The sequence below is a fragment of the Sodalis praecaptivus genome, assembly GCF_000517425.1.
In the GTDB taxonomy this organism is placed as follows: Bacteria; Pseudomonadota; Gammaproteobacteria; order Enterobacterales; family Enterobacteriaceae; genus Sodalis_A; species Sodalis_A praecaptivus.
Genome location: NZ_CP006569.1, coordinates 1,395,368 through 1,417,704 on the forward strand (window position 1 = coordinate 1,395,368; position 22,337 = coordinate 1,417,704).

The 22,337-nt window shown below is 60.2% G+C and carries 20 protein-coding genes; 11 read left to right on the plus strand and 9 right to left on the minus strand.

Annotation, left to right across the window (positions count from 1 at the left end):
• The first annotated feature begins 94 nt into the window (after positions 1 to 94).
• The 4 genes from SANT_RS06210 to SANT_RS06225 all read left to right on the plus strand — a co-directional run bounded on the left by SANT_RS06210 (position 95) and on the right by SANT_RS06225 (position 4,613).
• Positions 95 to 1,165 carry an alkene reductase gene (locus SANT_RS06210; protein ID WP_025421438.1) on the plus strand — a complete coding sequence of 357 codons (1,071 nt, stop codon included), beginning with the start codon at positions 95 to 97 and terminating at the stop codon, positions 1,163 to 1,165.
• 300 nt (positions 1,166 to 1,465) lie between these two features.
• Entirely contained in the window at positions 1,466 to 2,347 is an 882-nt protein-coding gene (gene cysM / locus SANT_RS06215) for a cysteine synthase CysM (protein WP_025421439.1), read from the plus strand.
• A 161-nt stretch (positions 2,348 to 2,508) separates the two neighbouring features.
• On the plus strand, positions 2,509 to 3,189 hold the full coding sequence (locus SANT_RS06220; RefSeq protein ID WP_025421440.1) for a response regulator transcription factor: 681 nt from the start codon (positions 2,509 to 2,511) through the stop codon (positions 3,187 to 3,189).
• Entirely contained in the window at positions 3,189 to 4,613 is a 1,425-nt protein-coding gene (locus SANT_RS06225; RefSeq protein ID WP_038668305.1) for an ATP-binding protein, read from the plus strand. The genes SANT_RS06220 and SANT_RS06225 overlap by 1 nt, the downstream gene beginning before the upstream one ends.
• A 158-nt stretch (positions 4,614 to 4,771) precedes the next feature.
• On the opposite strand, the gene crr is transcribed toward SANT_RS06225, so the two are convergent.
• From crr to cysZ, 5 genes are all read right to left on the minus strand, one after another.
• Positions 4,772 to 5,281, minus strand: a complete 510-nt coding sequence (gene crr, locus SANT_RS06230; RefSeq protein WP_011411527.1) for a PTS glucose transporter subunit IIA — start codon at positions 5,279 to 5,281, stop codon at positions 4,772 to 4,774.
• 41 nt (positions 5,282 to 5,322) lie between these two features.
• Positions 5,323 to 7,050 (minus strand): phosphoenolpyruvate-protein phosphotransferase PtsI, encoded by a 1,728-nt coding sequence (gene ptsI / locus SANT_RS06235; RefSeq protein ID WP_025421442.1) that lies wholly within the window; start codon positions 7,048 to 7,050, stop codon positions 5,323 to 5,325.
• 50 nt (positions 7,051 to 7,100) lie between these two features.
• A complete protein-coding gene (gene ptsH / locus SANT_RS06240) occupies positions 7,101 to 7,358 on the minus strand; it encodes a phosphocarrier protein Hpr (RefSeq protein ID WP_011411525.1) in 258 nt (85 codons plus the stop codon).
• A 405-nt stretch (positions 7,359 to 7,763) separates the two neighbouring features.
• Positions 7,764 to 8,729, minus strand: a complete 966-nt coding sequence (gene cysK, locus SANT_RS06245) for a cysteine synthase A (protein WP_025421443.1) — start codon at positions 8,727 to 8,729, stop codon at positions 7,764 to 7,766.
• A gap of 116 nt (positions 8,730 to 8,845) precedes the next feature.
• Positions 8,846 to 9,604 carry a sulfate transporter CysZ gene (cysZ, locus tag SANT_RS06250; RefSeq protein ID WP_038668309.1) on the minus strand — a complete coding sequence of 253 codons (759 nt, stop codon included), beginning with the start codon at positions 9,602 to 9,604 and terminating at the stop codon, positions 8,846 to 8,848.
• Positions 9,605 to 9,840: 236 nt separating this feature from the next.
• Here cysZ and zipA point away from each other — a divergent pair, with 236 nt between their 5' ends.
• The 3 genes from zipA to SANT_RS06265 all read left to right on the plus strand — a co-directional run bounded on the left by zipA (position 9,841) and on the right by SANT_RS06265 (position 13,370).
• A complete protein-coding gene (gene zipA / locus SANT_RS06255) occupies positions 9,841 to 10,854 on the plus strand; it encodes a cell division protein ZipA (protein ID WP_025421445.1) in 1,014 nt (337 codons plus the stop codon).
• Between the two features lie 253 nt (positions 10,855 to 11,107).
• Positions 11,108 to 13,132 (plus strand): NAD-dependent DNA ligase LigA, encoded by a 2,025-nt coding sequence (gene ligA / locus SANT_RS06260; RefSeq protein WP_025421446.1) that lies wholly within the window; start codon positions 11,108 to 11,110, stop codon positions 13,130 to 13,132.
• 22 nt (positions 13,133 to 13,154) lie between these two features.
• On the plus strand, positions 13,155 to 13,370 hold the full coding sequence (locus tag SANT_RS06265; protein ID WP_025421447.1) for a DUF3820 family protein: 216 nt from the start codon (positions 13,155 to 13,157) through the stop codon (positions 13,368 to 13,370).
• 292 nt (positions 13,371 to 13,662) lie between these two features.
• Here the strand turns inward: SANT_RS06265 and SANT_RS06270 are convergent, their stop codons facing one another.
• The 4 genes from SANT_RS06270 to SANT_RS06285 form a co-directional block, all read right to left on the minus strand.
• On the minus strand, positions 13,663 to 14,595 hold the full coding sequence (locus tag SANT_RS06270; RefSeq protein WP_025421448.1) for a putative B6 ABC transporter permease subunit 1: 933 nt from the start codon (positions 14,593 to 14,595) through the stop codon (positions 13,663 to 13,665).
• Positions 14,596 to 14,614: 19 nt separating this feature from the next.
• Positions 14,615 to 15,655: a putative B6 ABC transporter permease subunit 2 gene (locus SANT_RS06275; protein ID WP_237234657.1), complete on the minus strand. Its 1,041-nt coding sequence runs from the start codon at positions 15,653 to 15,655 to the stop codon at positions 14,615 to 14,617.
• A gap of 65 nt (positions 15,656 to 15,720) precedes the next feature.
• Positions 15,721 to 17,400 (minus strand): putative B6 ABC transporter ATP-binding protein, encoded by a 1,680-nt coding sequence (locus tag SANT_RS06280; RefSeq protein ID WP_237234658.1) that lies wholly within the window; start codon positions 17,398 to 17,400, stop codon positions 15,721 to 15,723.
• Positions 17,360 to 18,385, minus strand: a complete 1,026-nt coding sequence (locus tag SANT_RS06285) for a putative B6 ABC transporter substrate-binding protein (protein WP_025421451.1) — start codon at positions 18,383 to 18,385, stop codon at positions 17,360 to 17,362. The genes SANT_RS06280 and SANT_RS06285 overlap by 41 nt, the downstream gene beginning before the upstream one ends.
• 92 nt (positions 18,386 to 18,477) lie before the next feature.
• On the opposite strand from SANT_RS06285, the gene SANT_RS06290 reads away from it, so the two are divergent.
• The 4 genes from SANT_RS06290 to SANT_RS06305 all read left to right on the plus strand — a co-directional run bounded on the left by SANT_RS06290 (position 18,478) and on the right by SANT_RS06305 (position 22,285).
• Positions 18,478 to 18,927: a hypothetical protein gene (locus tag SANT_RS06290; RefSeq protein ID WP_025421452.1), complete on the plus strand. Its 450-nt coding sequence runs from the start codon at positions 18,478 to 18,480 to the stop codon at positions 18,925 to 18,927.
• Between the two features lie 539 nt (positions 18,928 to 19,466).
• Entirely contained in the window at positions 19,467 to 19,910 is a 444-nt protein-coding gene (locus SANT_RS06295) for an acetyltransferase (protein WP_025421453.1), read from the plus strand.
• 455 nt (positions 19,911 to 20,365) lie between these two features.
• Positions 20,366 to 20,812 (plus strand): MarR family winged helix-turn-helix transcriptional regulator, encoded by a 447-nt coding sequence (locus tag SANT_RS06300; protein ID WP_038668312.1) that lies wholly within the window; start codon positions 20,366 to 20,368, stop codon positions 20,810 to 20,812.
• A 15-nt stretch (positions 20,813 to 20,827) separates the two neighbouring features.
• Positions 20,828 to 22,285 carry an efflux transporter outer membrane subunit gene (locus tag SANT_RS06305; RefSeq protein WP_038668317.1) on the plus strand — a complete coding sequence of 486 codons (1,458 nt, stop codon included), beginning with the start codon at positions 20,828 to 20,830 and terminating at the stop codon, positions 22,283 to 22,285.
• Positions 22,286 to 22,337: the final 52 nt, after the last annotated feature.

The window sequence follows — 22,337 nt, forward strand, 5'->3', positions numbered from 1 at the left end:
CGCGGGCTGCGGGCTGCGGGCTGCGGGCTGCGGGCTGCGGCCGGTGGCTGTCGCGTCAGCGGTCGGCACTCTATCCCCCTTAACGAGGTAAGTCATGGCTGAACTGTTTGAACCCATAAAGATCGGCGCTATCGAGCTGGCTAACCGCATCGTGATGGCCCCGCTCACCCGGATGCGCGCCGACGACGAGCGCGTGCCCGGGGCGCTGGCGCAGGAATACTATCGTCAGCGCGCCAGCGCAGGGTTGATTTTCACCGAGGCGACGTCGGTGTCGCCGCAGGGCGTCGGTTATCCCAATACGCCGGGGATTTGGTCGCAGGAGCAGACCCAGGCGTGGGCGAAAGTGACCGCGGCGGTGCACCAGGCCGGCGGTAAAATCGTCAGCCAACTTTGGCACGTCGGGCGGATATCCGATCCCCTTTACCTTGACGGCGAACGGCCGGTCGCCCCCAGCGCCATTGCGCCGGAGGGCTTTGTCTCGGTTATCCGTCCGCAAAAAACCTATGTTAACCCGCGGGCGTTGGAAACCGACGAAATCGCCGGGATCGTAGAGGATTACCGGCAGGCGGCGGAAAATGCCAAGCGCAGCGGCTTTGACGGCGTGGAGCTGCACGCGGCCAATGGCTATCTTTTCGATCAGTTCCTGCATGACGGTTCCAACCAGCGTACCGATCGCTACGGCGGTTCGATAGCCAATCGCGCCCGCTTTTTGCTTGAGGCGGTGGATGCGGTGCTGACCGTCTGGCCCGCCGATCGTGTGGGGGTGCATCTCAACCTGATGTCGGACACCCACAGCATGCGTGATTCCGATCCCAAGGCGATGTTCAGCTATGTCGCGCGAGAATTAAACGCGCGCGGGCTGGCGTTCATCTTCGCCCGTGAGGCGCTGGACTTTCCCAACCGCTTGGCGCCAACGCTGCGGCAGCATTTCCACGGCGCGTTAATCGTCAACGAAGGGTTTACCGGCGCAAGCGCCGCCGCCACGGTCGCCGCCGGTGCCGCTGAGGCAGTAGCGTTCGGCAAACTGTATATCGCCAACCCGGATTTGGTGGAGCGCCTGCGCGGCCAGGCGTCGCTAAACGAGGTCAACCCGCAGACCCTCTATGCCCGCGGCGCAGAGGGCTATATTGATTATCCGGCGCTCAAGGATCAGGTCGCCTATTAACGACGGTGCGCAGAGGAGGGGCCTGCGGCGGCCGGTGTTCCGCGTGCGGCGACGGCGTGCAATGGCGCCGTCAAACGGTTTCGTGCAGCGGCCCTGCCATGGCAAAGGGCAACGGCGCGGTGCAATGCCTGCGCGCGATGGCCATGCGCCGCCCCGACCCCGCTTTTTTTATGGCGGGAATCTGATACTATTTAAAGAAGACGGTGTATAACATTCGCTAAGCGCTTGATACTTCACTGCACGATAATGACCAACAAGGGCGGCCGCACGGTCGCCTGTTTTTTTAATGGAACCCAGGCCGTGACCACGCTCGAACAGTGCATAGGCAATACCCCGCTGATAAAGCTCCAGCGCATGGCCCCCGCCGGCGGCGGCGAGATTTGGTTGAAGATGGAAGGCAATAATCCGGCGGGATCGGTGAAGGATCGCGCCGCCTTATTTATGATTCAACAGGCGGAGCGGCGCGGCGAGATCGCCCCCGGCGATATCTTGATTGAGGCCACCAGCGGCAACACCGGCATCGCCCTGGCGATGATTGCCGCGCTGAAGGGTTATCGTCTGAAACTGCTGATGCCTGACAATATGAGCATGGAGCGGCAGGCGGCGATGCGCGCCTACGGGGCCGAACTGATCTTGGTGGATCAGGGGCTCGGGATGGAGGGCGCACGCGACCGCGCGCGCGCGCTTGCCCGTGCCACGGGCGGGAAAGTGCTGGATCAATTCAATAATCCAGATAATCCGCTGGCGCATTTTACCACCACCGGGCCGGAGATCTGGCGTCAGACCAACGGGCGCATTAGTCATTTTGTGTCCAGCATGGGCACCACCGGCACCATTATGGGCGTCGGCCGGTTTTTGAAAGCGCGCCGTGCGGACGTCACTATCGTCGGGCTTCAGCCGGCGCCGGGAAGCAGTATTCCCGGCATCCGGCGCTGGCCGGCTGCCTATATGCCGGCTATCTTTCAGCCTGAGCTGGTGGATCGAACCCTGGATATACTTCAAGACGAAGCGGAAACGACGATGCGCCGACTGGCGCGGGAAGAGGGTATTTTCTGCGGCGTTAGCTCTGGCGGAGCGGTGGCCGGCGCATTGCGCGTGGCCGCAGAGGCCCCGGGGAGTCTGGTGGTTGCCGTCTGCTGCGACCGCGGCGACCGCTACTTGTCCACCGGCGTATTCGATTAGGCTGATGCTGCGTCAGCGCTTTTGCCGCATTCTGGCATTATCGGCAGCACCTTTTGCTCACTCGCGGGTCAAACAGTGGCAGGCCTGTGGCCTGATGGATGATGCAAGGCTGTCTGGCGCTAACGCGGGAGAGCAATGGCGACGTTTGTGGGGAGAAAAAAATGAAAATTTTGCTGGTTGATGACGATCGGGAACTGGGCAAAATGCTGAGCGAATACCTGACCGCGGAGGGTTTCGATACCTCTTTGGCCCTAACCGGCCAGGAAGGGGTGGACGGCGCGCTTTCCGGCGACTATACCGCTATGATTCTGGATATCATGCTACCGGATATGAGCGGCACCGATGTCTTGCGCCAGGTTCGCAAAAGCAGCCGTATGCCGATTATCATGCTGACCGCGAAAGGCGATAATATCGATCGCGTCATCGGCCTGGAAATGGGTGCAGACGATTACATGCCCAAGCCCTGCTATCCTCGCGAGCTGGTCGCGCGGCTGCGCGCGGTGTTGCGTCGTTTCGATGAACGGCCGGAGCAGCCTGCCGAGGCCGGCGTCGCAAGCTTCGGCGATCTGATACTCAATCCTGCCACCCGCACCAGCTTATGGCGAGGGAAAGCGTTCGATCTTACCGCTTCGGAATTCAATCTGCTGGAGCTTTTGATCCGCGCGCCCGATAGAGTGGTGTCAAAAGATGACCTGTCGGAAAAGGGGCTGGGCCGTCGCCGTGAGGCGTACGATCGCAGCGTCGACGTGCATATCAGCAACATCCGGCAAAAATTGTCGCTGCTGCCCGGCAGCAGTTTGGGCATTGAAACGGTACGCAGTATCGGCTATCGGATCCGCTGATGAGAATACCGGGGCGGTTGTTCTGGAAGATCCTGCTCGGCTTTTGGCTGATATTCCTGCTGATTACCCAGGCGCTGTGGGTCGGTTTTATCCTGTATGGCAATCGCCACGAACCGCCGGAAGAGTCTATCGCCCGACGTTTCATCCGTTTGCAGATGGTGTCGGCCGAGTCGGCGCTGAAAACGGGCGGACTACCGGCATTGCAGGCGCTGATGGCGCAGTGGCCGGACGGGGAACAAACGCTGCTGGTCGCCAAACCGTTAACGCCCGCCGACAGCAAACCCGGGGCGGCGGCAGAAAACGCTGCCTTTTTCGCCGACAAGGGGATTCGTCCGGCGACGCCCGCGGGAGACGAGGAGGCCGGCGCCCCGCCACAGCGCGGGCCGTCGGGAAACTCCGCGCTGCCGCCGCTGGAATCCATCGCCAACCGGCAGGTAACGGCGGCCGATGGTCGGCAATATCTGCTGCGCTACGACTTTGAAAGCTTACGCAGGCAGTATCACAACGGCCATAGGAGCAATATCCTCAATATGCCCAGTCCGTTGTTCTGGCTGGGGATGACGGTCGGGCTGCTGTTCAGTTTGCTTCTGGCTTGGAACCTGACCCGCCCCATGCGCCAGCTGCGCCGGGCCTTTGCACGCGTATCCCTGGGGGATTTAACGGTGCGCCTCTTTCCCGTTATGCGCCGCCGTCACGATGAGATAACCGAGGTGGCGAAGGACTTTGACGCCATGGCCGAGCGGCTGCAGGTGCTGGTCGCGGCGCGCGAGGCGCTGCTGCACGATATTTCCCACGAGCTGCGTACGCCGCTGGCCCGATTGCAATTGGCCATCGGACTGGCGCACCAGAATCCGGCTAATGTGGAGACTTCCCTGGCGCGCATCAAGCAGGAAGCCGAGCGTCTGGATCGCATGGTGGGGGAGCTGCTGGCGCTTTCGCGCGCGGAGCACCAGGGCATGCTGGCGGAGGAGTATTTCGATTTACTGGGGCTGGTGGAAGCGGTGGTCAACGACGCACGGTACGAGGCGCAGCTCACCCGGGTGACTATCACGCTGACCGCCCAGCAGCCGGCGGACTATACCGTCAAAGGCAACGCGGAAATGATGCGCCGCGCGGTGGAAAACATCGTGCGCAATGCGCTGCGTTTTTCACTCCCAGGGCAAGAGATTGCGGTAAAGCTAGCGGTGGAAGATCGCCTGCTCACAATTAGCGTAGCAGACCAGGGGCCGGGGATTGCCGAAGAGAAGCTGTCCAGCATTTTCGATCCCTTTGTGCGGGTGAATTCCCCGCAAAGCGGCAAGGGCTACGGCCTTGGGCTGGCGATTACCCGCAAAGTGCTGTTGGCGCACGGCGGGTCGGTCGACGCCCATAACGGGCGCGAGGGCGGGCTGCAAATTTATTTGCGGCTACCGCACTGGCAGTAACCTCACTGGCAGTAATCCCACTGGCAGTAATCCCACTGGCAGTAACCCCACTGGCAGTAACCGTTTACGGCCTGGCCGCCGACGGCAAAAATGAACGGCGCTCATTGAGCGCCGTTATCGTTGTTCCGGCCGCAGCGGCCGGAAAGGAAGGGGAGGGGCTACTTGCGGATACGGATGATCGGCGTTTCACCGACCACAACGCTGCCGGACAATTTCACCAGCTCTTTGATTTCATCCATATTGGAAATCACTACCGGCGTCAGGGTCGATTTCGCTTTTTCTTCCAGCAACGGCAGATCAAACTCGATCACCACGTCACCTTTTTTCACACGTTGACCTTCTTCAGCGATACGGCGGAATCCTTCGCCTTTCAGCTCAACGGTATCGATACCGAAATGGACGAACAGCTCAATGCCGCTGTCGGATTCGATGGAGAAAGCGTGATTAGTCTCGAAAATTTTGCCGATCGTGCCGTCTACCGGAGCGACCATTTTATTGCCGCTGGGCTTGATGGCGATCCCATCGCCCACGATCTTTTCAGCGAAAACCACGTCAGGAACATCTTCAATGTTTACAATTTCCCCCGAAAGAGGTGCAACTATTTCAATGCTTCCCGTGTCTTTCTTGTCATCGGAAACCAGAGATTTCAGTTTATCGAACAAACCCATGATCTTCTCCTAAGCATTTATATCGGGTCAGCGTCGTGAAATCAGCAGAGCGTTTTTTCTTCAATAAATTTGTTGACCAGATTCATCAACTCTTCCGCTGTTGGCTGAGCTAATGCTTCCTCTGCTAATGCCTTTGCATCGCCAAAATTGGTATTGCGAATAATTTTCTTGATGCGCGGGATAGAGATAGCACTCATGCTGAATTCATCCAGTCCCATCCCTAATAACAGTAGTGTAGCACGTTCATCTCCCGCCAGCTCGCCGCACATACCGGTCCATTTGCCCGCAGCGTGAGACGCGTCAATGACTTGCTTAATTAATGTCAGTACCGCCGGAGACATGGGATTATACAGATGAGAAATAAGCTCATTACCGCGATCCACGGCAAGAGTATACTGGGTCAGGTCGTTTGTCCCAATACTAAAGAAATCGACTTCCTGGGCCAGATGGCGGGCGATCACCGCGGCGGCGGGCGTTTCCACCATCACGCCGACTTCGATGCCCTCGTCGAAGGCCTTGCCCTCTTCGCGCAGTTGCGCTTTCAACAGCGAGAGTTCCTGCTTCAGGGTGCGCACTTCTTCTACGGAAATGATCATCGGATACATAATGCGCAACTTACCGAACGCCGAGGCGCGCAGAATGGCGCGCAGCTGGGCGTGCAGCATCTCTTTACGATCGAGCCCGATGCGGATAGCGCGCCAGCCGAGGAACGGGTTGTCCTCTTTCGGCAGATTCATATAGGGCAAATCTTTGTCGCCGCCGATATCCATGGTGCGCACGATAATCGAACCGGTGGGCATGGATTCCGCCACCGCTTTATACGCCTGGAACTGCTCCTCTTCGCTGGGCAATGAATCGCGGTCCATAAACAGGAACTCGGTGCGATAGAGACCCACGCCTTCCGCGCCGTTGCGTTCGGCGCCCGCCACGTCGCGCACGGTGCCGATATTGGCGCAGACTTCCACCTGATGGCCGTCAAGCGTGACGGCGGGCAGATCCTTGAGCTTGGCCAGTTCGCTCTTCTCGGCGGCGTATTGGCTTTGCAGCGCTTTCAGTTCTTCAATCACCGCCGGTTCAGGATTGATATAAATCTGGTTGTTGATAGCGTCCAGAATCAAATAATCGCCGTTGGCGACCTGCTTGGTGATGTTACCCGTCCCAACAATCGCCGGCAGCTCCAGCGAGCGCGCCATAATCGAGGTATGGGAAGTCCGGCCGCCGATATCGGTGACGAAGCCCAACACTTTATCCAGGTTCAGCTGCGCGGTTTCCGACGGTGTCAAATCCACCGCGACCAGCACGGCTTCCTCGCTGATGGCGCTCAGGTCGATAATCGGCATAGCGAGAATATTGCGCAGTAAACGTTTACCGATATCGCGCACGTCGGTGGCGCGCTCTTTGAGGTATTCGTCGTCGAGTTCTTCCAGCGCTTTCGCCTGCGTTTCAATCACGGTATACACGGCAGCATCCGCGCTGGCGAGGTCTTCTTTGATAAGGGCTATGATGTCCTGCTCAAGCTCTTCGTCTTCCAATAACATGATATGGCCTTCGAAGATGGCTTCCTTTTCCTCACCGAAGGTTTCACCCGCTTTGGTTTTGATCGCTTCCAGCTGCGCGGAGGCTTTGGCGCGTCCGGCAAGAAAACGTTCAACTTCCGGTTCGACCTGGTCCGCGGTGATCTTTTTCCGGTTGATGACAATCTCATCTTCCTTCAGTAGCAGCGCTTTACCAAAGGCGATGCCCGGTGATGCTAAAATGCCTGAAATCATAACCCTACCTTACTCATGACACATATTAACTAAAAAGACCGGGCCGTATGTTACTCAAGCTCTGCCATCAGTTTAACCAAATGTTCTACCGCCTTTTGTTCATCCTCGCCTTCCGCGGCGATAGTGACGACGGTACCCTGCGTCAGACCAAGGGTTTGCAGTTTGAACAGGCTTTTCGCGCTGGCGCTTTTGCCATTAGAGGTCACGGTGATTTCGGAACTAAAGCCTTTGGCTTCCTTGACAAACTGGGCGGCGGGACGGGTATGCAGACCATTAGGAGCAGTAATCGTAACTTCTTGCTGGTACATTTTATTTCCCCAACTTATTAGATGATATCAGTGTTATGGGGCTAAAGTTTAGCCTAAAAGGTTCACTTTAGCCTATATGGTTGTGGCGGAGTCTGTGGCGCGATCGTAGGCGATACTCGTCCTGACGGGGCATCACAGCATTAATTGCTTAATCACGCCGTTTGAGGCATGAATGCTTTTGACATTAATCATTATGCCGCTTTTCGTCGGAAATCCATAGGCCGGCGAGCGTTTCTGTTGACTGTATAATAAATAGCCTGATTAATTTCATACTCCGAAATAATTGTCCGCTTAAATACAAGACAGGACCAACAAAATCAATTCGTGGTGGGTTAAAAGTATGATCCAGTCCACAAAAAAGCACCCTGGCGGGTGCTTTTTTCAACAAACCGGCTATAGCGGGCGCTATTGTAATTCAGGCGAAGTAAACAGATCGGCAAACAGCGCGGTGCTGAGATAGCGCTCGCCGGAGGAGGGCAGGATCACCACAATATTTTTGTTGGCGAAGTCTTCCTCTTCTTGCAGCTTCAGCGCTGCCGCAACGGCGGCGCCGGAGGAGATGCCGGCCAGGATGCCTTCCTCTTCCATCAGGCGACGCGCGGTGCCGATCGCTTCGTCGTTAGTAATTTTCTCGACCCGGTCGATAAGCTTCAGATCCAGATTATCGGGAATGAAACCGGCGCCGATCCCCTGGATTTTATGCGGCCCAGGCTTGATTTCGTCTCCGGCCAACGCCTGGGTGATGACGGGGGAATCGGTGGGCTCCACCGCGACGGTAAACACGTTCTTACCCTGCGTATTTTTCAGATAACGGCTAACGCCGGTGATGGTGCCCCCGGTACCGACCCCGGCGATAAAGACGTCTACATCGCCGTCGGTGTCTTGCCAGATTTCCGGGCCGGTGGTCTGCTCATGGATGGCCGGATTGGCCGGATTGCTGAACTGCTGGAGCATCAGGAAGCGCTCGGGATCGGTCGCGACAATTTCTTCCGCCTTGGCAATGGCGCCTTTCATCCCTTTCGGGCCGTCGGTCAACACCAGGTTGGCGCCCAGCGCTTTTAGAAGCTTACGGCGCTCGCTGCTCATGGTTTCAGGCATGGTCAGCGTCAATTTATAACCGCGGGCCGCCGCGACATAGGCCAACGCAATGCCGGTGTTGCCGCTGGTGGGCTCCACCAACTCCACGCCCGGTTTAAGCACCCCCCGCTTTTCCGCATCCCAAATCATATTCGCGCCGATGCGGCATTTGACGCTGAAGCTGGGATTGCGCGATTCCACCTTCGCCAGGATGCGGCCATTGCCTATACGGTTTAGACGGACCAGCGGGGTGTGACCGATAGTCAGTGAATTGTCTTCATAAATTTTGCTCATGACCAGTCCTATAGTTCGGGTGCGAAAGAAAGGGGATTTTCAGCAAAGCATACCCTTTCAGCATAGGGGTGGAAGTGACAGAATCGTATATCGTTATGTTATTAAGACATAAGTTTTTAAGAACCGGATAAAGTATGGCCGGCGCGATAGTTGTCTACCCACATCGCCGTGGCGCCACATACCGCCACCGGCAAAATCACCAGATTGACCACCGGTATCAGGGTAAACAGGCTCACCAGCGCCCCAAACTGCAGATTGGCGACCTTGTGACGGCGCAGCGCGGCGCGCATCGCCGGAAAGGGGACCTTGTGATTATCAAACGGATAATCGCAGTATTGAATTGCCAGCATCCAGGCGCTAAAGAGGAACCACAGCACTGGGACCAGCGTTTGGCCGAGGGCGGGAATAAAATGCAGGGCCAGTAATATCAGCGCTCGGGGTAGGTAATAGCACAGCTTCACCCATTCGCGATGCAACATGCGCGGCGTATCGCTCATCAAAGCTACCATGCCGCTGTCCGGGGCGTCATGGCCCGTCAGGCGCGATTCCAGCCGTTCGGCCAGCAGCCCGCTGAACGGCGCGGCAATCACATTGGCCACGGTACTGAAGAAATAACCGAACACCAGCAGTACTGCCAGTACGCATAAAGGCCAGAGGAGGTAATTAAGCCAGTGCAGCCAATGGGGTACGTAGCTCATCAATTGCGGTATCCAGACGCTGAGCTGGCGATACAGCCACCAAAAAGCGCCTCCCAACAGCGCGATATTGACCAATAGCGGTAGCAGGACGTAGCGTTTAATTCCGGGTAGCATGATTAAACGCCAGCCGGCGAAAAAATAATGCACGCCGCTGCGGGAAGTTGTCTCGTTTTGCATGTCGTTTTGTGCCATTTTTGTCCGAATAGATAAAGGTATAACCCAGGTTTTAAGCGTTTATGGCTGCCGCTTGGCTCATTTTGTCTGAAAAAGCAGCAAAAAAAATAACTTGCCAAACTCTTTTTGCCAGAAAGTACCCTGTAGACTTGCACTTGTCTACGCAGGCAAATACAGTTAAGAGAGTAAATGTTTGCCGCTATGGCAATGTGCAATGAATTAGAACAGCTGAGATGGCAATGATGCAGGATTTGCGTCTGATATTAATCGTCGTGGGTGCGGTCGCGATTATAGCGTTGCTTTTACATGGTCTGTGGACCAGCCGTAAAGAGCGCTCTGCGGTTTTTCGCGATCGCCCGGTCAAACGACTGAAACAAGAACGTCAGGATCAGGACGAGCCGCCGCTGTCTGAGCGGGATGAGGGGGTGGGCGAAGTTCGCGTCACGCGCGTGCGCCACCACGACGACGCGGATGTTGGTCGCATCGACGACGACGCGCCGTTCTCACGTCCCGCCGCGCGCCCCGCCCACGCCGGTGAGGGTCAACGGGATGATGATGTCGATCCTCTGCTGGATGAAGGTTTCGGGCAGTCCGCTCCCGGCGCCGCCAGACCCCACCGCGAGCCGCCGCAAATCCGCACCGCCGAGCCCGCAATGCCCGCGCGCGCGCAGTCCGCGCCGGGCGACGATGCGGAATATGACGACGACCCGCTACTGCCCGCCGCCGCTCGCGCCGCGGCGCCGCAGAATGAATACCGACCGTCGGCGCCCTCCGCCGCGCTTGATCCCGTAGACGAGGACGCGGCGCAGCCGTCGCCGGTGCGGGAAAAAGAAACGGTGCTGGTGCTCCATGTCGCCGCCCACAACGGGACGGTGTTAGGCGGCGAAGAATTGCTGCAAAGCGTACTTCAGGCCGGTTTTCAGTTCGGCGAAATGAATATTTTCCACCGCCATCTCAATCCCGCCGGCAGCGGGCCGGTGCTGTTCAGCCTGGCCAATATGGTCAAGCCCGGTTCTTTCAATCCTGACGATATGGCTGACTTTACCACCCCCGGTATCTCCATGTTCATGATGGTGCCCTCCTATGGCGATGCCCATCAGAACTTCAAACTGATGTTGCAATCCGCCCAGCGTATCGCCGATGATTGCGGCGGCGTCGTGCTTGACGACGAGCGACGCATGATGACCCCGCAGAAACTGGACGGGTATAAAGCGCGCATTCGTCAGGTGCTGGACGCCAACGCCGGCGCCTGAACGCGTGAGCGATCCGGCGCGCCGCCGGTGTACCTCGACCGGTCGAAGAGGCGTCACCCGCGCCCACCGCTCGCGGTGAAGCCCGAGCGTCAGGCGGCGGGTGACAGCGTTTGACGGCCGTGGCGAGCCGGCCCCGCGATGGCGTGTCGCCCGCGCCCGCCGTCTGCGGCTACGCTTATCCGGTCGGTTACTGCTAAAATAGCGTTACTCCTCAGCCCCCGCTTGCGGGGGTTTTTGCTGCTGATGGTGCATCATGGAACAGATAGAACAACAGATCCTGCGGCTGCGTGAGCAGTTGCGACATTGGGAATACCTCTATTACGTGGAATCCGCCCCTGAAGTGCCCGACAGCGAATATGACCGGGTCATGGCGGAACTGCGCGAGCTGGAGGCTAACCGGCCGGACCTGCTGACCGCCGATTCTCCCAGCCAGCGCGTTGGTGGGCAGGCGCAGAATAGCTTCGGCCAAGTGCGCCATGAAGTGCCGATGCTTTCGCTGGATAACGTTTTTGAAGAGCCCGGTTTCCTGGCGTTCGACAAACGGGTGCGGGACAGGCTTAAGCGCGATGACGATATGACCTACTGCTGCGAACTCAAACTGGACGGTCTGGCGGTTAGTCTGTTGTATGAAAACGGCGAGCTGGTGCGGGCTGCCACCCGCGGCGACGGCACCACCGGCGAGGATATCACCGCCAATGTGCGCACCATTCGCACCATTCCGCTGCGTTTAAAAGATAACGGAGACCTGCCGCGTCTGCTGGAGATCCGCGGCGAAGTGTTTATGTCGGAAGCGGGCTTTCAACGGCTGAATGAAACCGCCAAACGGGAAGGGGGCAAAGTTTTCGCCAATCCGCGCAACGCCGCCGCCGGCTCCTTGCGCCAACTGGATCCCGCCATCACCGCCAAGCGGCCGCTGACGTTTTATTGTTACGGCGTCGGCCTGCTGGAAGACGGCGCGCTGCCGGAAAGTCATTGGGAGCGGTTGCAGCAGTTTAAAGCCTGGGGCGTACCGGTCAGCGATCGCGTCAGCCGCTGTACCGGCAGCGCCGCGGTGCTGGCGTTCTATCAACAGGTGCACGAGGCGCGCGCGACGCTCGGCTTTGATATCGATGGCGTGGTGATTAAAGTGGATTCGCTGGCGCTACAGCAGCGCTTGGGGTTTGTCGCCCGTGCGCCGCGCTGGGCCATCGCCTATAAGTTTCCGGCCCAGGAGCAGTTAACCCGGGTGCGGGACGTGGAATTCCAGGTGGGACGTACCGGTGCCATCACTCCGGTGGCGCGGCTTGAGCCGGTGCTGGTGTCTGGCGCCATGGTCAGCAATGCCACTCTGCACAACGCCGATGAGGTCGAGCGGCTGGGACTGATGATTGGCGATACGGTGATTGTCCGCCGCGCCGGCGATGTCATCCCGCAGATCGTCGGTGTCGTCGCCTCCGAACGGCCGGAGGGTGCGCGGCCGGTGGCGTTTCCGTCCCATTGCCCGGTCTGCGGCTCGGATGTGGAGCGCGTTGAGGGCGAGGCGGTGTTGCGCTGTACCGCGGGTCTGGTCTGTGCCGCGCAACGAAAGGAAGCGCTGAAACATTTCGTTTCTCGTCGGGCGATGGACATCGACGGCATGGGGGATAAGATTATCGATCAGCTGGTGGAGCGTGAGCTGGTGAAAACGCCGGCCGATCTGTTCCGACTGACGAAAGAGATCCTGACCCGGCTCGAGCGAATGGGGCCGAAATCGGCGCAAAATTTGCTGGATGCGCTGGAGAACGCCAAACAGACCACCTTCGCGCGTTTTCTCTACGCGCTCGGGATCCGCGAGGTGGGCGAGGCGACGGCGGCAAATCTGGCTGCCGCTTATGGTACGCTGGACGCGCTGACAGCCGCCGATATTGACTCGCTGACGGGGGTGCAGGACATTGGCAAGATTGTGGCAACCCACGTACGCCACTTTTTCGAGGAAAGCCATAATCTTGAGGTCATTAGAGAGTTGCTGAGCCCGACGATAGGCATCCATTGGCCGGCGCCTGTGGCCGCATCCGTCGCGGCGGGGGATAACCCGTTTGCCGGTAAGACCATTGTGCTGACCGGATCGCTCAGCACCCTGTCGCGGGATGAGGCCAAAGATCGGCTCGTGGCCCTCGGCGCTCGGGTCAGCGGCAGCGTTTCCGCCAAGACCGATCTGCTGATCGCGGGAGAGGCGGCCGGTTCTAAACTGTCCAAGGCTCAGCAGTTGAATATTCCGATCATGGATGAGGCGGAAATGATGCGTCTTTTGGGGGATTAACCTGACGTGTAAGGGGGCGAAAATGGAAAAAGAGGATCTGGTGGCCATTGCCAATACCGCGATGCCGTTTGGCAAATATCAGGGGCGGATGCTTATCGATCTGCCCGAGCCCTACCTGCTCTGGTTTGCCCGCAAAGGGGAGTTTCCGGAAGGGCGGCTGGGCCAGCTCATGAGTCTGGCGCTGGCGATAAAGATAGAAGGGTTGGATAGCCTCATCACGCCGCTAAAACAGCGGTAAAAGCCGTCTCAGGCGGCGGTGGCGGGGGGCGTTAAGGCGCCGCGCCCATGGCGCTGGGTTGGCGGACGCGCCGGGGAGGCTTCTCCTTGGCCACGCCCCTCGGCCGCCGATGCTGGCGTGCCGTCCCTGGACCTCGCGTTGAGACTCCGCGCGCCATTGCTGTCCCTCGCGTGCCAAAACCTAATGCCGTTAACGGCCCAGGGTGGATAGCTGATGCGCGCCATTCACGTCCTGCGCGCGAATGCCTGATGCGCGCCGTTAACGTTCCTCGCCTGCGGAAGGCCTGATGCCGTTAACGCGCTCCCCGGGTCCAGAGGGTGCCCAACGCGGCGGGTAGAGCCGCCCGGCGCCCGAAAACGACGAGTACCAGCATCACGGTGATGAAGGGCAGCATCTGAATGACATCGGTAGGGAGATTCACCCCCAGCACCTGTAGCGCGGTGGTCAGCGACAGGCACGTCCCGAACAGCAGCGCGCCCGCCAATACCCACAGCGGGCGGCCGCGCGCCAGCATTGCCAGTACAATAGCGATAAAACCGTTGCCCTGCGTCATGAACGGCACGAAGATACCGGCGCCGATCTGCGCCATGTAGGCGCCGCCCAGCCCGGCCAGTGCGCCGGTCGTTAGCACCGCCAACGTACGCGTTCCCTGCACGCTGACCCCGGCGGCGTCCAGCGCGGCGGGCTTATCGCCTGCCGCCTGTAGCGCCAGTCCGGCGTTGCTGGCGCGATAAAGCCAGGCCAGCAGCGGCACGCATCCCACGGCCAAATAGACGACCAGCGGCTGCACGAACAGGGCTTTGCCGAACACCGGCAGATTAGCAAGCCACGGCACGCTGAGAGTGTTGACGCCACCCAGACGGGGATAGCTATGGCTGAAGGCCATTTGCTGTAGTAGCGCGGTAGCCCCCTCGGCGCCAAGGGTCAGGGCGATCCCGATGACTATCTGATTGAGCCGCAGCCACAGGCACAGACCCGCCATGAGCGCCGCCACCATCATCCCGCCTGCGGCGCCGGCCCATAAGCCCAGCGCCATGGAATCATGGCGCCAGGCCACCAAGAATCCTAACCAGGCGCCGGCCAGCATCATGCCTTCCAAACCGATATTCAGCACGCCGGCCTTTTCCGACAGTTGCTCACCCAGCCCCGCCAACAACAGCGGGATGCCGGCGACGATGGCTCCCATCAGTAAGGAGGTGACAAAACCGCTGGTTAACCCTTCCATGTATTCTCCTTCGCCGACGCTAAGCGCCGTCCTGAGGGATATTACGCAGCGCGCGATGGCGCAGCGCCTGCCGCAGCCTGGCGACCGCCAGACGGGTCAATCCCGGCACGATCAACAGCAGCGCTACGGTCAACAAGGTGAAATGGTTGGGGACGCCCATCCGCCGCGCCGCGCTTTCGCTGCCGATGGACAGCACCGAGAAGACGAATACCAGGGCGATACTGCCAAAGCCGTTGAATTGGGCGAGAAACACCAGCGGCACGACGACCAGGCTATAGGCCGGATTCCAATCGGCGCGCACGTTGCCCTGTATCCCGATGATTTCAACCGCTCCCGCCAGCCCCGCCAGCCCGGCGGACAGCGCGAACACCGCAAGCGTCAGCGCGCCGACCGGCAGTCCGGCATGTATCGCCGCGCGCGGGTTGGCGCCCATCACCCGTATACGCAGGCCGAACGCAGTATGGTTTATCACTGCGTGGGTCAATAATACCGCCAGCAGACCGAGCAAAAGGCCGCTGGAAACCTGACCGCCGAACAGCATCGGCAGCCGTTGTTCCCAGGGCAGATTGCGGGTTTGCGGCACGGTGGTGGCCGGATCCGCCAGCAGTAGCTTGACCAGCACATTGGCCAGCGAAACGCCGAGAAAAGACATCATCAGGCTAGTAATGATTTCGTTGATGTTGCGCCAGATTTTTAGCGCCGCCGGCAGCAGACCCCACAGCACGCCGGCCAGCGCCCCGGCCAACAGCGCTAAAAACAGGGTGATGCTTAGGGGAACGCCATGGGACAACAGCGCGGGCGCGATGGCCGACGCCAATACGGCGCCTAGCATAAACTGCCCGTCGCCGCCGAGGTTCCACAAACCGGCGCTGAACGCCACCATCAGGCTGGCGGCGATCAGCAGCAGCGGCCCCATGCGAGTCAGCGAAGCCTGCCATCCAGAGGGGGCCAGCAGCCCTTTACGTAGAATAAAGCCATAGTAGGCCAGTGGGTCGACGCCCATCAGCCAAAGCAGCAGACCGGCCATCAAAAGCGCTAATCCGATCGGTAGCAAAGTCAATCCCGTTTCCAGGCATAAGCGCCTTAACCCGGCGGCGGTGCCGTTGCGGCGGGGAGACGGGGCCCTCATCGCGCTTCTCCGCTTATCAACATGCCGATGCGCCGACGGGCATCGGTATCATTTGCGACCATGCCCACGATCTGTCCCCGGCGCAGGACCGCTACGCGATTGGCCAAGGCCAGCAGCTCGTCGAGATCGGTGGAAATAAGCACTACCGCCACCCCCTGCGCCGCAGTCTGGCGTATGCGTTCACGAATGGCCAAGCTGTTGTGCAAATCAAGGCCATAGGTGGGTTTGGCAAAAATCACCGCTCGGGCGCGGTCGTTGAGCTCGCGCGCCAGCAGCACTTTTTGCCTGTTTCCACCGGACAGCGTGTCGATAAGGGTGCCGGGGTCGGGGGGACGGATATCGAACGCGCGGATACGCCGGCGGGCAAAAGCATTAATACGTGCCGGGCGGCCTATGCCGCCGCGCCAGAAAGGGGGGGCGCCTATCTGCTTGAGCAAGAGATTTTCCGCCACCGGGAATGCGCCAACCGTGCCTTCGCCCAGCCGGTCATCGGTGATGTAGCTCAACCCACGCCGACGTCGCTCGCGCACGCTACAGTCGTGCAGCGACTGCCCGGCCAGCCAGATCTGCCCGGCGCTTAGCGCGCGCTGTCCCGCCAGGGCTTCCGCCAGTTGCGTTTGGCCATTGCCGTCGATGCCGGCGATCGCCAGGATCTCGCCGCCGGCAACGCTAAAAGTGATGTCGCGCAACGGAACGCGTGGATCCGCCACTGACAGGTGCTGCGCCACCAACAGCGGCGTTGCACCTGTTATCCCGCGGAACCGTTCCGGCGTCGTCTGCGCGGCGGCTTGCTCGCCGTCGTCCGGGAGTGATACCGATGTCGCGTCTGCGGGCGGGGGGGCGTCCTCGCCGGTAGGATGAAACATCCACTCTAGCACTTTCCCTCTGGCCATCTGCGGGGAGAGGGCCTGCAGGCGCGCCGGCGGAATTTCCCCCACCTTGCGGCCGCGCCGTAGGACACTGAGGCGGTCGCCCCAGGCTAACGCTTCATTGAGCTTATGGGTGATAAACACCACCGCCAGACCCTGCGCCACCAGACGGCGCATCAGCAGGCCCAGCCGCTCGGCGTCTTGCGGCGTGAGCAGGGCGGTCGGCTCGTCGAGGATCAGCACCCGGCTGCCGCGCAGCACCGCGCGCAGAATTTCCGCCTGCTGCTGCTCGCCCAGCGATAGCGTGCTCACCGGCACGCAGGGGTCCAGCGTTACGCCGAGACTGGCGCCCAGGCGAGCGATAGCGGCGGCGTAGCGCCGCCGGGCGGGGGGGCGCCACCAGGCATCGCCCAGCGCTAGATTTTCCGTTAGCGTCAATGTCGGCACCAGCATCGGGTGCTGGAACACCGTGCCGATGCCGAGGGCCAGCGCCCGGCGGGGGGAATCTATCTGCCGCGCCGCGCCGGCCACCTCAATGCGGCCGCTATCGGGCCGCAGCATGCCGGACAGCAGCGCCACCAGCGTCGATTTACCCGCGCCGTTTTCCCCCAGCAGCACATGCACTTCGCCGGGCCACAGCGCCAGGCTGATAGCCTTATTGGCGATGATGCCGGGAAACGCCTTGGTGACCGCGTGCAGCCTGACCAGGGGCGCGCCGGCGGGGAGAGCATCGTCGGTGTCGGCGGTGTTAGCATCGGCCATGCCGCTATTGACCGGCCAGCAGCGCATGCAGCGTACTGGCGTCATAATCCGCCGGCACAGTGATCTCGCCGCTGATAATCCGATCGCGCACCGCCTGGACCTGCGCCCAGATATCATCAGGAATATGCGGTGTTTTCAGGAGCCCTATCGCGCCGTTGGCCAACGAGGTCTGGTAGTTATGGCTACCGAATTGGTTATTTTTCAGATCCCTTATCATGGCGGTATAGACCGGCGTCAGATTCCATAGCACCGAGCTCAGAAGGTGCCCTTTGTCGATGGGGGATTTGTCGCCGATGACGTCGATAAACCAGACTTTACCGCCGTCCTGGGCGGGCGTGGTTTCCACCGCCTGCAGCATGCCGAAGCTTGAACCGTTGCCCTCGCCGAAAATAACGTCGGCGCCGGCGGCGATCACCGATGCGGTGACGCGTTTACCGCCGGCGGCATCGCTATAGGCGGCAGGACCAATAACCGCATAGCGGATCTTAATCGCGGGCCGCGCCGCACGGGCGCCGAGCACAAAAGCCGCGGCTTGGGCATTCCAGGCCGGCGGCTCGCCGGACACGACGATGCCGAGCGTGCCGCTGCGCGACATTTTAGCCGCCAGGGTGCCCGCCAGCCAGGCCCCTTCTTGGCCGCTGACGGTATAATCGGCAACGCGGCCGGCCTTCAACGAGGAGGGGCTGTCGGTAATGGCAACCGGTATGCCGGTCTGGGCGCCAATTTCCGGCGCCGCCTGGTTATAGCCGCTGGCGTGGGCGATAAACAGCTGCGCGCCGTCGTCGGCGAGATCCCGCAGGGTGGGGCGCACATCGCCATAACCAAGATTGTCGGCCACCAGCACCTTAACGCCCTCTTGTTTGCCCGCTTCACGCGCCGCGTTGATGCCTTGCTGATTCCAGCCGTAATCCGTGCCGGGCTCTGGCGTCAAAATAGCGATGGTGTTAATTTCTGCGGCGTAACACGCCGGGTACAGCAGCGACGTCAGCGCCAGGGCGCCCACGCCGATTTTCCAACCGGTAAACTTCATTGTTCGTCCTCAAAAAGCGTATGATAACGCCCACAATCCAGTACGCCGCCGGCCGTTGCCGGCGCTAATCGTCTTGTTTGACGGAGATGTCGATGAACGCGCGGGGAATACTGCTGTCCGGCCTGTTGTTGCTGACCCACACCGCCAGCGCTGGCGATAAGGTAAATTACCACCGCGGCAACGCCGGGCTACAGGCTTTTTCTGTAACCGTTAACAATCAGGGCCATCTCCCCCTGGCCTGCCAGGCGACCACCGCCCATTGGTATTCGGTAGAGTTGGGCACCCTGGCTCCCGGTGCTACATTGTCCACTCGCCTGTGGAAAAATCCAGTCACCGGTGAAGTTTTTATTCTCAACCAGTCTCAAGACCGCCTGCCGCTGCAGCGCGCTTGGTGCGGCATCGCGGGCGATGCCTGGCGCACCCGCGCCGATATCGCGCTGCCGATACGGCGCAGCCCGACCGTAGCGGCTATCGCGCTGCGCTGCGCGGCCGACGCCGACAGGGTAGCCTGTCGCGCCGCCGCGCCCGCTGCCGAAAAGTAGAACGTCGCGCCGCTAGGGACAACGTAACATGTCGTACTGCTGCGAGACGCATCGACCCTGTAAAATGTCATATCGCCGCGACGCGCGTCGCCCCAGTAAAATGTCATACTGCTGCGACACGCATCGATCCAGTAAAATGTCATACTGCCGCGACGCGCGTCGACCCACCAATGTGTCGTATTGCCGCGATGCACGCCACCTATGCTTGATGGTGACGATGCGCTATCACCTCCGGTGTCCAAGCGGCGCGCGTTGGCGCACCGACGCAGGCGTTTTTAAGTCAGGAAACCTGCCGGTAAACGCGTTTCGAGGCGACATGCCGATGTGATGGGCTTGAGACCCGGTGAGGGTGGCTTAGCTGACGCAGGCACGCCGTAGCGCTGTCGCCGATGTTCAGCCCACTGGCCGATTGAGGGCGCGCCCTGTGTTAATCTGCCGTTTTGACCGAACTGGCCGTGTAAAAACACCGCGGCCAAAACGCGAGGCGGGTGACACTGCGGCATCTTGCATTTTTTGCTGACACCTTACCGAGTGACGCCATGATAACCATAAGAGCACGTACCGTTACCGATAATCCACCGTTGGTGGCCCTTTGGGAGCGCTCCGTCCGCGCTAGCCATCATTTCCTCCGCGAAACGGATATCGACGCGCTACGCACGCTGGTGGCGCAGCGCTATTTGCCCGCGCTGGACGTTTGGGTGGCGGAGGAGGGGCAACACGGGCTCCGAGGCTTCATTGGCTTATCGGATAACCACGTCGAGATGTTATTTATCGAGGCAGCGGCGCGCGGCGGCGGTATCGGCCAACGGTTGTTAGACTATGCCGTGGCTCTGCGTGGCGACCTAACGTTGGATGTCAATGAACAAAACCACCAGGCGCGAGGATTTTACCAGCATTATGGGTTTGTCCAGACGGGCCGATCCGAGGTGGATGCCCAGGGAAATCCCTTTCCTTTACTGCATATGCAATGGCAAAAGCGCTAACGCATACGTCCCCTTCCATTTCTCTATCCTACCGCTCGCCGGGCGCGAGCACCGCGTCCAATGTTCGGTCAGGCATTGGGCGGGCGTTCAAAGGTCCAGCCCGCGATTAGATGCCTAGATTTCAAGCTACCGTGCGGCGTATGGGCAGGCATTGGGCGGGCGTTCAAAGGTCCAGCCCGCGATTAGGTGCCCAGCTTTCATGCCAACGTCCAGTAGCGTCAGGTAGGCGTTCTGCGTCACCCACCCCCGAACAGGCGCGACGCCCATAGGGACGGCCGCCCGGGCCGCCGACAGCCTTGACGGGCGTCGTTTTTTCGCCGGCGGCGGCGCAAAGGCGGCCGTTTTGCCGAGTTTTGTCTGTTTTCGTAAATACCTGGTTACAAAACTGACTATTGTTTACTTTAATTAATAGGGCTATAGTTGCCCGCGGAATAGCTGCCTAGGCATGGATTAAGATGAAACACTTCGCGCCGGAGCAGTTGGAAGAGGTCTTTCAACTGGGCCGCAACATTCACCGGCTCAATAGCGATAAAGATCGGTTATTGGAAACCTGGTTGCTGCCCCACGACATTACCGCGGCGCAGTGCAAGGTCATGCTGCTGATGTGTCGGGAAGGGTTGGAAACGTCGGCGGAGCTTTGCCGCCGAATGAACCTGGACAGCGGCGCCACCTCGCGCATGCTGGATCGTCTGGAAAACAAAAATTTAATTGTGCGCGTGCGCTGCACCGACGATCGCCGCCAAATGCGGCTTTCTTTGACCGATACCGGACGCGTTTTTTGTCGGCAATTGCCGTCGATTATCACCCACACCCTAAATGATCTTATGGCGCCGCTTACCCCCGCCGAGTTTAAAGAATTTGCCCGTCTGCTGAACAAGCTGGTGGGTCCTGCCGGTATTTAAGGAGTTACTAACACTATGCCGTTGCGCATTCGTTTATTACCGCTCTTAAGCGCGATGATGCTGGCGGGCTGCGCCTTGCCTTACGGTTTACATACCGAAGGCCGGGCGCTGGACGCCAATACCCTCGCCGGGCAACAAACCTTTTCATCGGCCAAGCTTTCCAGCGCCAGCTGGCCGACCGCCGATTGGTGGAACAGCCTGGGCGACAGCAACCTGGACGCCCTGATCCGTCGGGCGCTACAGAACAGTCCCGATTTGCAGGTGGCTGACGCGCGCGCGCGCCAGGCCAGCGCATCGGTGATGGCGGCGGAAGCCGCACGCATGCCGACGCTGGACGCCAGCGCCGGTATTACGCGTGCCCGTAACGCCCGCGTGGATGACTATAACGGTCAAGGTAAGCAATACGGCACCGTCAGAACCTTGTCCGCCGATTTTAACTACACCTTTGATTTATGGGGCGGCCAGCGGGCCGCCTGGGAAGCGGCGGTTGGGCGCGCCAACGCCGGCGAAGTGGATCGCCAGGCGGCCCGTCTGACGCTGGCGGCCAATGTGGCGCGCGCCTATAACAACTATGGCGAAGCCCACGCGATGCTCGATTTGGCGCAGCAGGACCTAAACCGCACCCACACCATGCTGGGGCTGGCGCAGCGCCGGTTCACCGCCGGGCTTGACAGTAAGTTCCAATATCAGCAGACCGAAAGTCTGGAAGCGGCGGCGCAGGCGACGCTGACCGCCGCGCGTCAACAGGTGACCGCCGCAGGGATCCGCCTGGCGGTACTGCTGGGCCAAGGCCCCGACGCCGCCCGTACCCTGCCGCGTCCGCAGTTGATTGCGCCGGCCGCGGTGAGCCTGCCGGCAACGCTACCGGCGGAACTGCTCGGCCGTCGTCCAGACCTGATCGCCGCCCGCTGGCGGGTTGAAGCCGCCGCCAAGGATATCAAGGTTAGCCGAACCGCCTTTTATCCCAACTTGAATCTCAGCGCCGCGGCCGGAACCAAATCGCTGTTGGGCGATGCGTTTTTCGGCGCGCCCAGCCGCTTCTTTACCATCGGACCGGCGCTGTCGCTGCCTATCTTTGACGGCGGCCGCTTGCGCGCGGATCTGGCGGGCAGCAATGCCGACTACGATCTGGCGGTCGCGCAATATAACCAGTCGCTGGTCAGCGCCCTTGGCGATATCGGCGATGCCATTACGCGCCTGGCGTCGTTGGAAACGCAAGTGCAACAGCAAACGCGGGCGCGGGATATCGCGCGCGCGTCCTGGGACAACGCCATGCAGCGCTACAGCGCCGGTATCGGTAACTATCTCGATGCGCTGAGCGTGGAACAGCAACTGATTCAGGCCGAACGCGATCTGGCCAGTATCAACGCCCAGCGTACCGATACGGCCATTGTGCTGATGCAGGCCCTCGGCGGCGGTTTCCAAACACCCGCATCTCTCCCGGCCGCGCCTGTCGTGGCGCAGAATAACTAAAACAGACTGAGAACTCATTTTATGGCTGAATCGCAAACTACTCCGCAACAAA

Excerpts from the sequence above, each read along its gene's own strand:
- SANT_RS06210 (WP_025421438.1), top strand. The coding sequence starts at position 95 with ATGGCTGAACTGTTTGAACCCATAAAGATCGGCGCTATCGAGCTGGCT.
- SANT_RS06220 (WP_025421440.1), top strand. The coding sequence starts at position 2,509 with ATGAAAATTTTGCTGGTTGATGACGATCGGGAACTGGGCAAAATGCTG.
- SANT_RS06225 (WP_038668305.1), top strand. The coding sequence starts at position 3,189 with ATGAGAATACCGGGGCGGTTGTTCTGGAAGATCCTGCTCGGCTTTTGG.
- crr (WP_011411527.1), bottom strand. The coding sequence starts at position 5,281 with ATGGGTTTGTTCGATAAACTGAAATCTCTGGTTTCCGATGACAAGAAA.
- ptsI (WP_025421442.1), bottom strand. The coding sequence starts at position 7,050 with ATGATTTCAGGCATTTTAGCATCACCGGGCATCGCCTTTGGTAAAGCG.
- ptsH (WP_011411525.1), bottom strand. The coding sequence starts at position 7,358 with ATGTACCAGCAAGAAGTTACGATTACTGCTCCTAATGGTCTGCATACC.
- cysK (WP_025421443.1), bottom strand. The coding sequence starts at position 8,729 with ATGAGCAAAATTTATGAAGACAATTCACTGACTATCGGTCACACCCCG.
- cysZ (WP_038668309.1), bottom strand. The coding sequence starts at position 9,604 with ATGCAAAACGAGACAACTTCCCGCAGCGGCGTGCATTATTTTTTCGCC.
- zipA (WP_025421445.1), top strand. The coding sequence starts at position 9,841 with ATGATGCAGGATTTGCGTCTGATATTAATCGTCGTGGGTGCGGTCGCG.
- ligA (WP_025421446.1), top strand. The coding sequence starts at position 11,108 with ATGGAACAGATAGAACAACAGATCCTGCGGCTGCGTGAGCAGTTGCGA.
- SANT_RS06265 (WP_025421447.1), top strand. The coding sequence starts at position 13,155 with ATGGAAAAAGAGGATCTGGTGGCCATTGCCAATACCGCGATGCCGTTT.
- SANT_RS06270 (WP_025421448.1), bottom strand. The coding sequence starts at position 14,595 with ATGGAAGGGTTAACCAGCGGTTTTGTCACCTCCTTACTGATGGGAGCC.
- SANT_RS06280 (WP_237234658.1), bottom strand. The coding sequence starts at position 17,400 with ATGACGCCAGTACGCTGCATGCGCTGCTGGCCGGTCAATAGCGGCATG.
- SANT_RS06285 (WP_025421451.1), bottom strand. The coding sequence starts at position 18,385 with ATGAAGTTTACCGGTTGGAAAATCGGCGTGGGCGCCCTGGCGCTGACG.
- SANT_RS06290 (WP_025421452.1), top strand. The coding sequence starts at position 18,478 with ATGAACGCGCGGGGAATACTGCTGTCCGGCCTGTTGTTGCTGACCCAC.
- SANT_RS06295 (WP_025421453.1), top strand. The coding sequence starts at position 19,467 with ATGATAACCATAAGAGCACGTACCGTTACCGATAATCCACCGTTGGTG.
- SANT_RS06300 (WP_038668312.1), top strand. The coding sequence starts at position 20,366 with ATGAAACACTTCGCGCCGGAGCAGTTGGAAGAGGTCTTTCAACTGGGC.
- SANT_RS06305 (WP_038668317.1), top strand. The coding sequence starts at position 20,828 with ATGCCGTTGCGCATTCGTTTATTACCGCTCTTAAGCGCGATGATGCTG.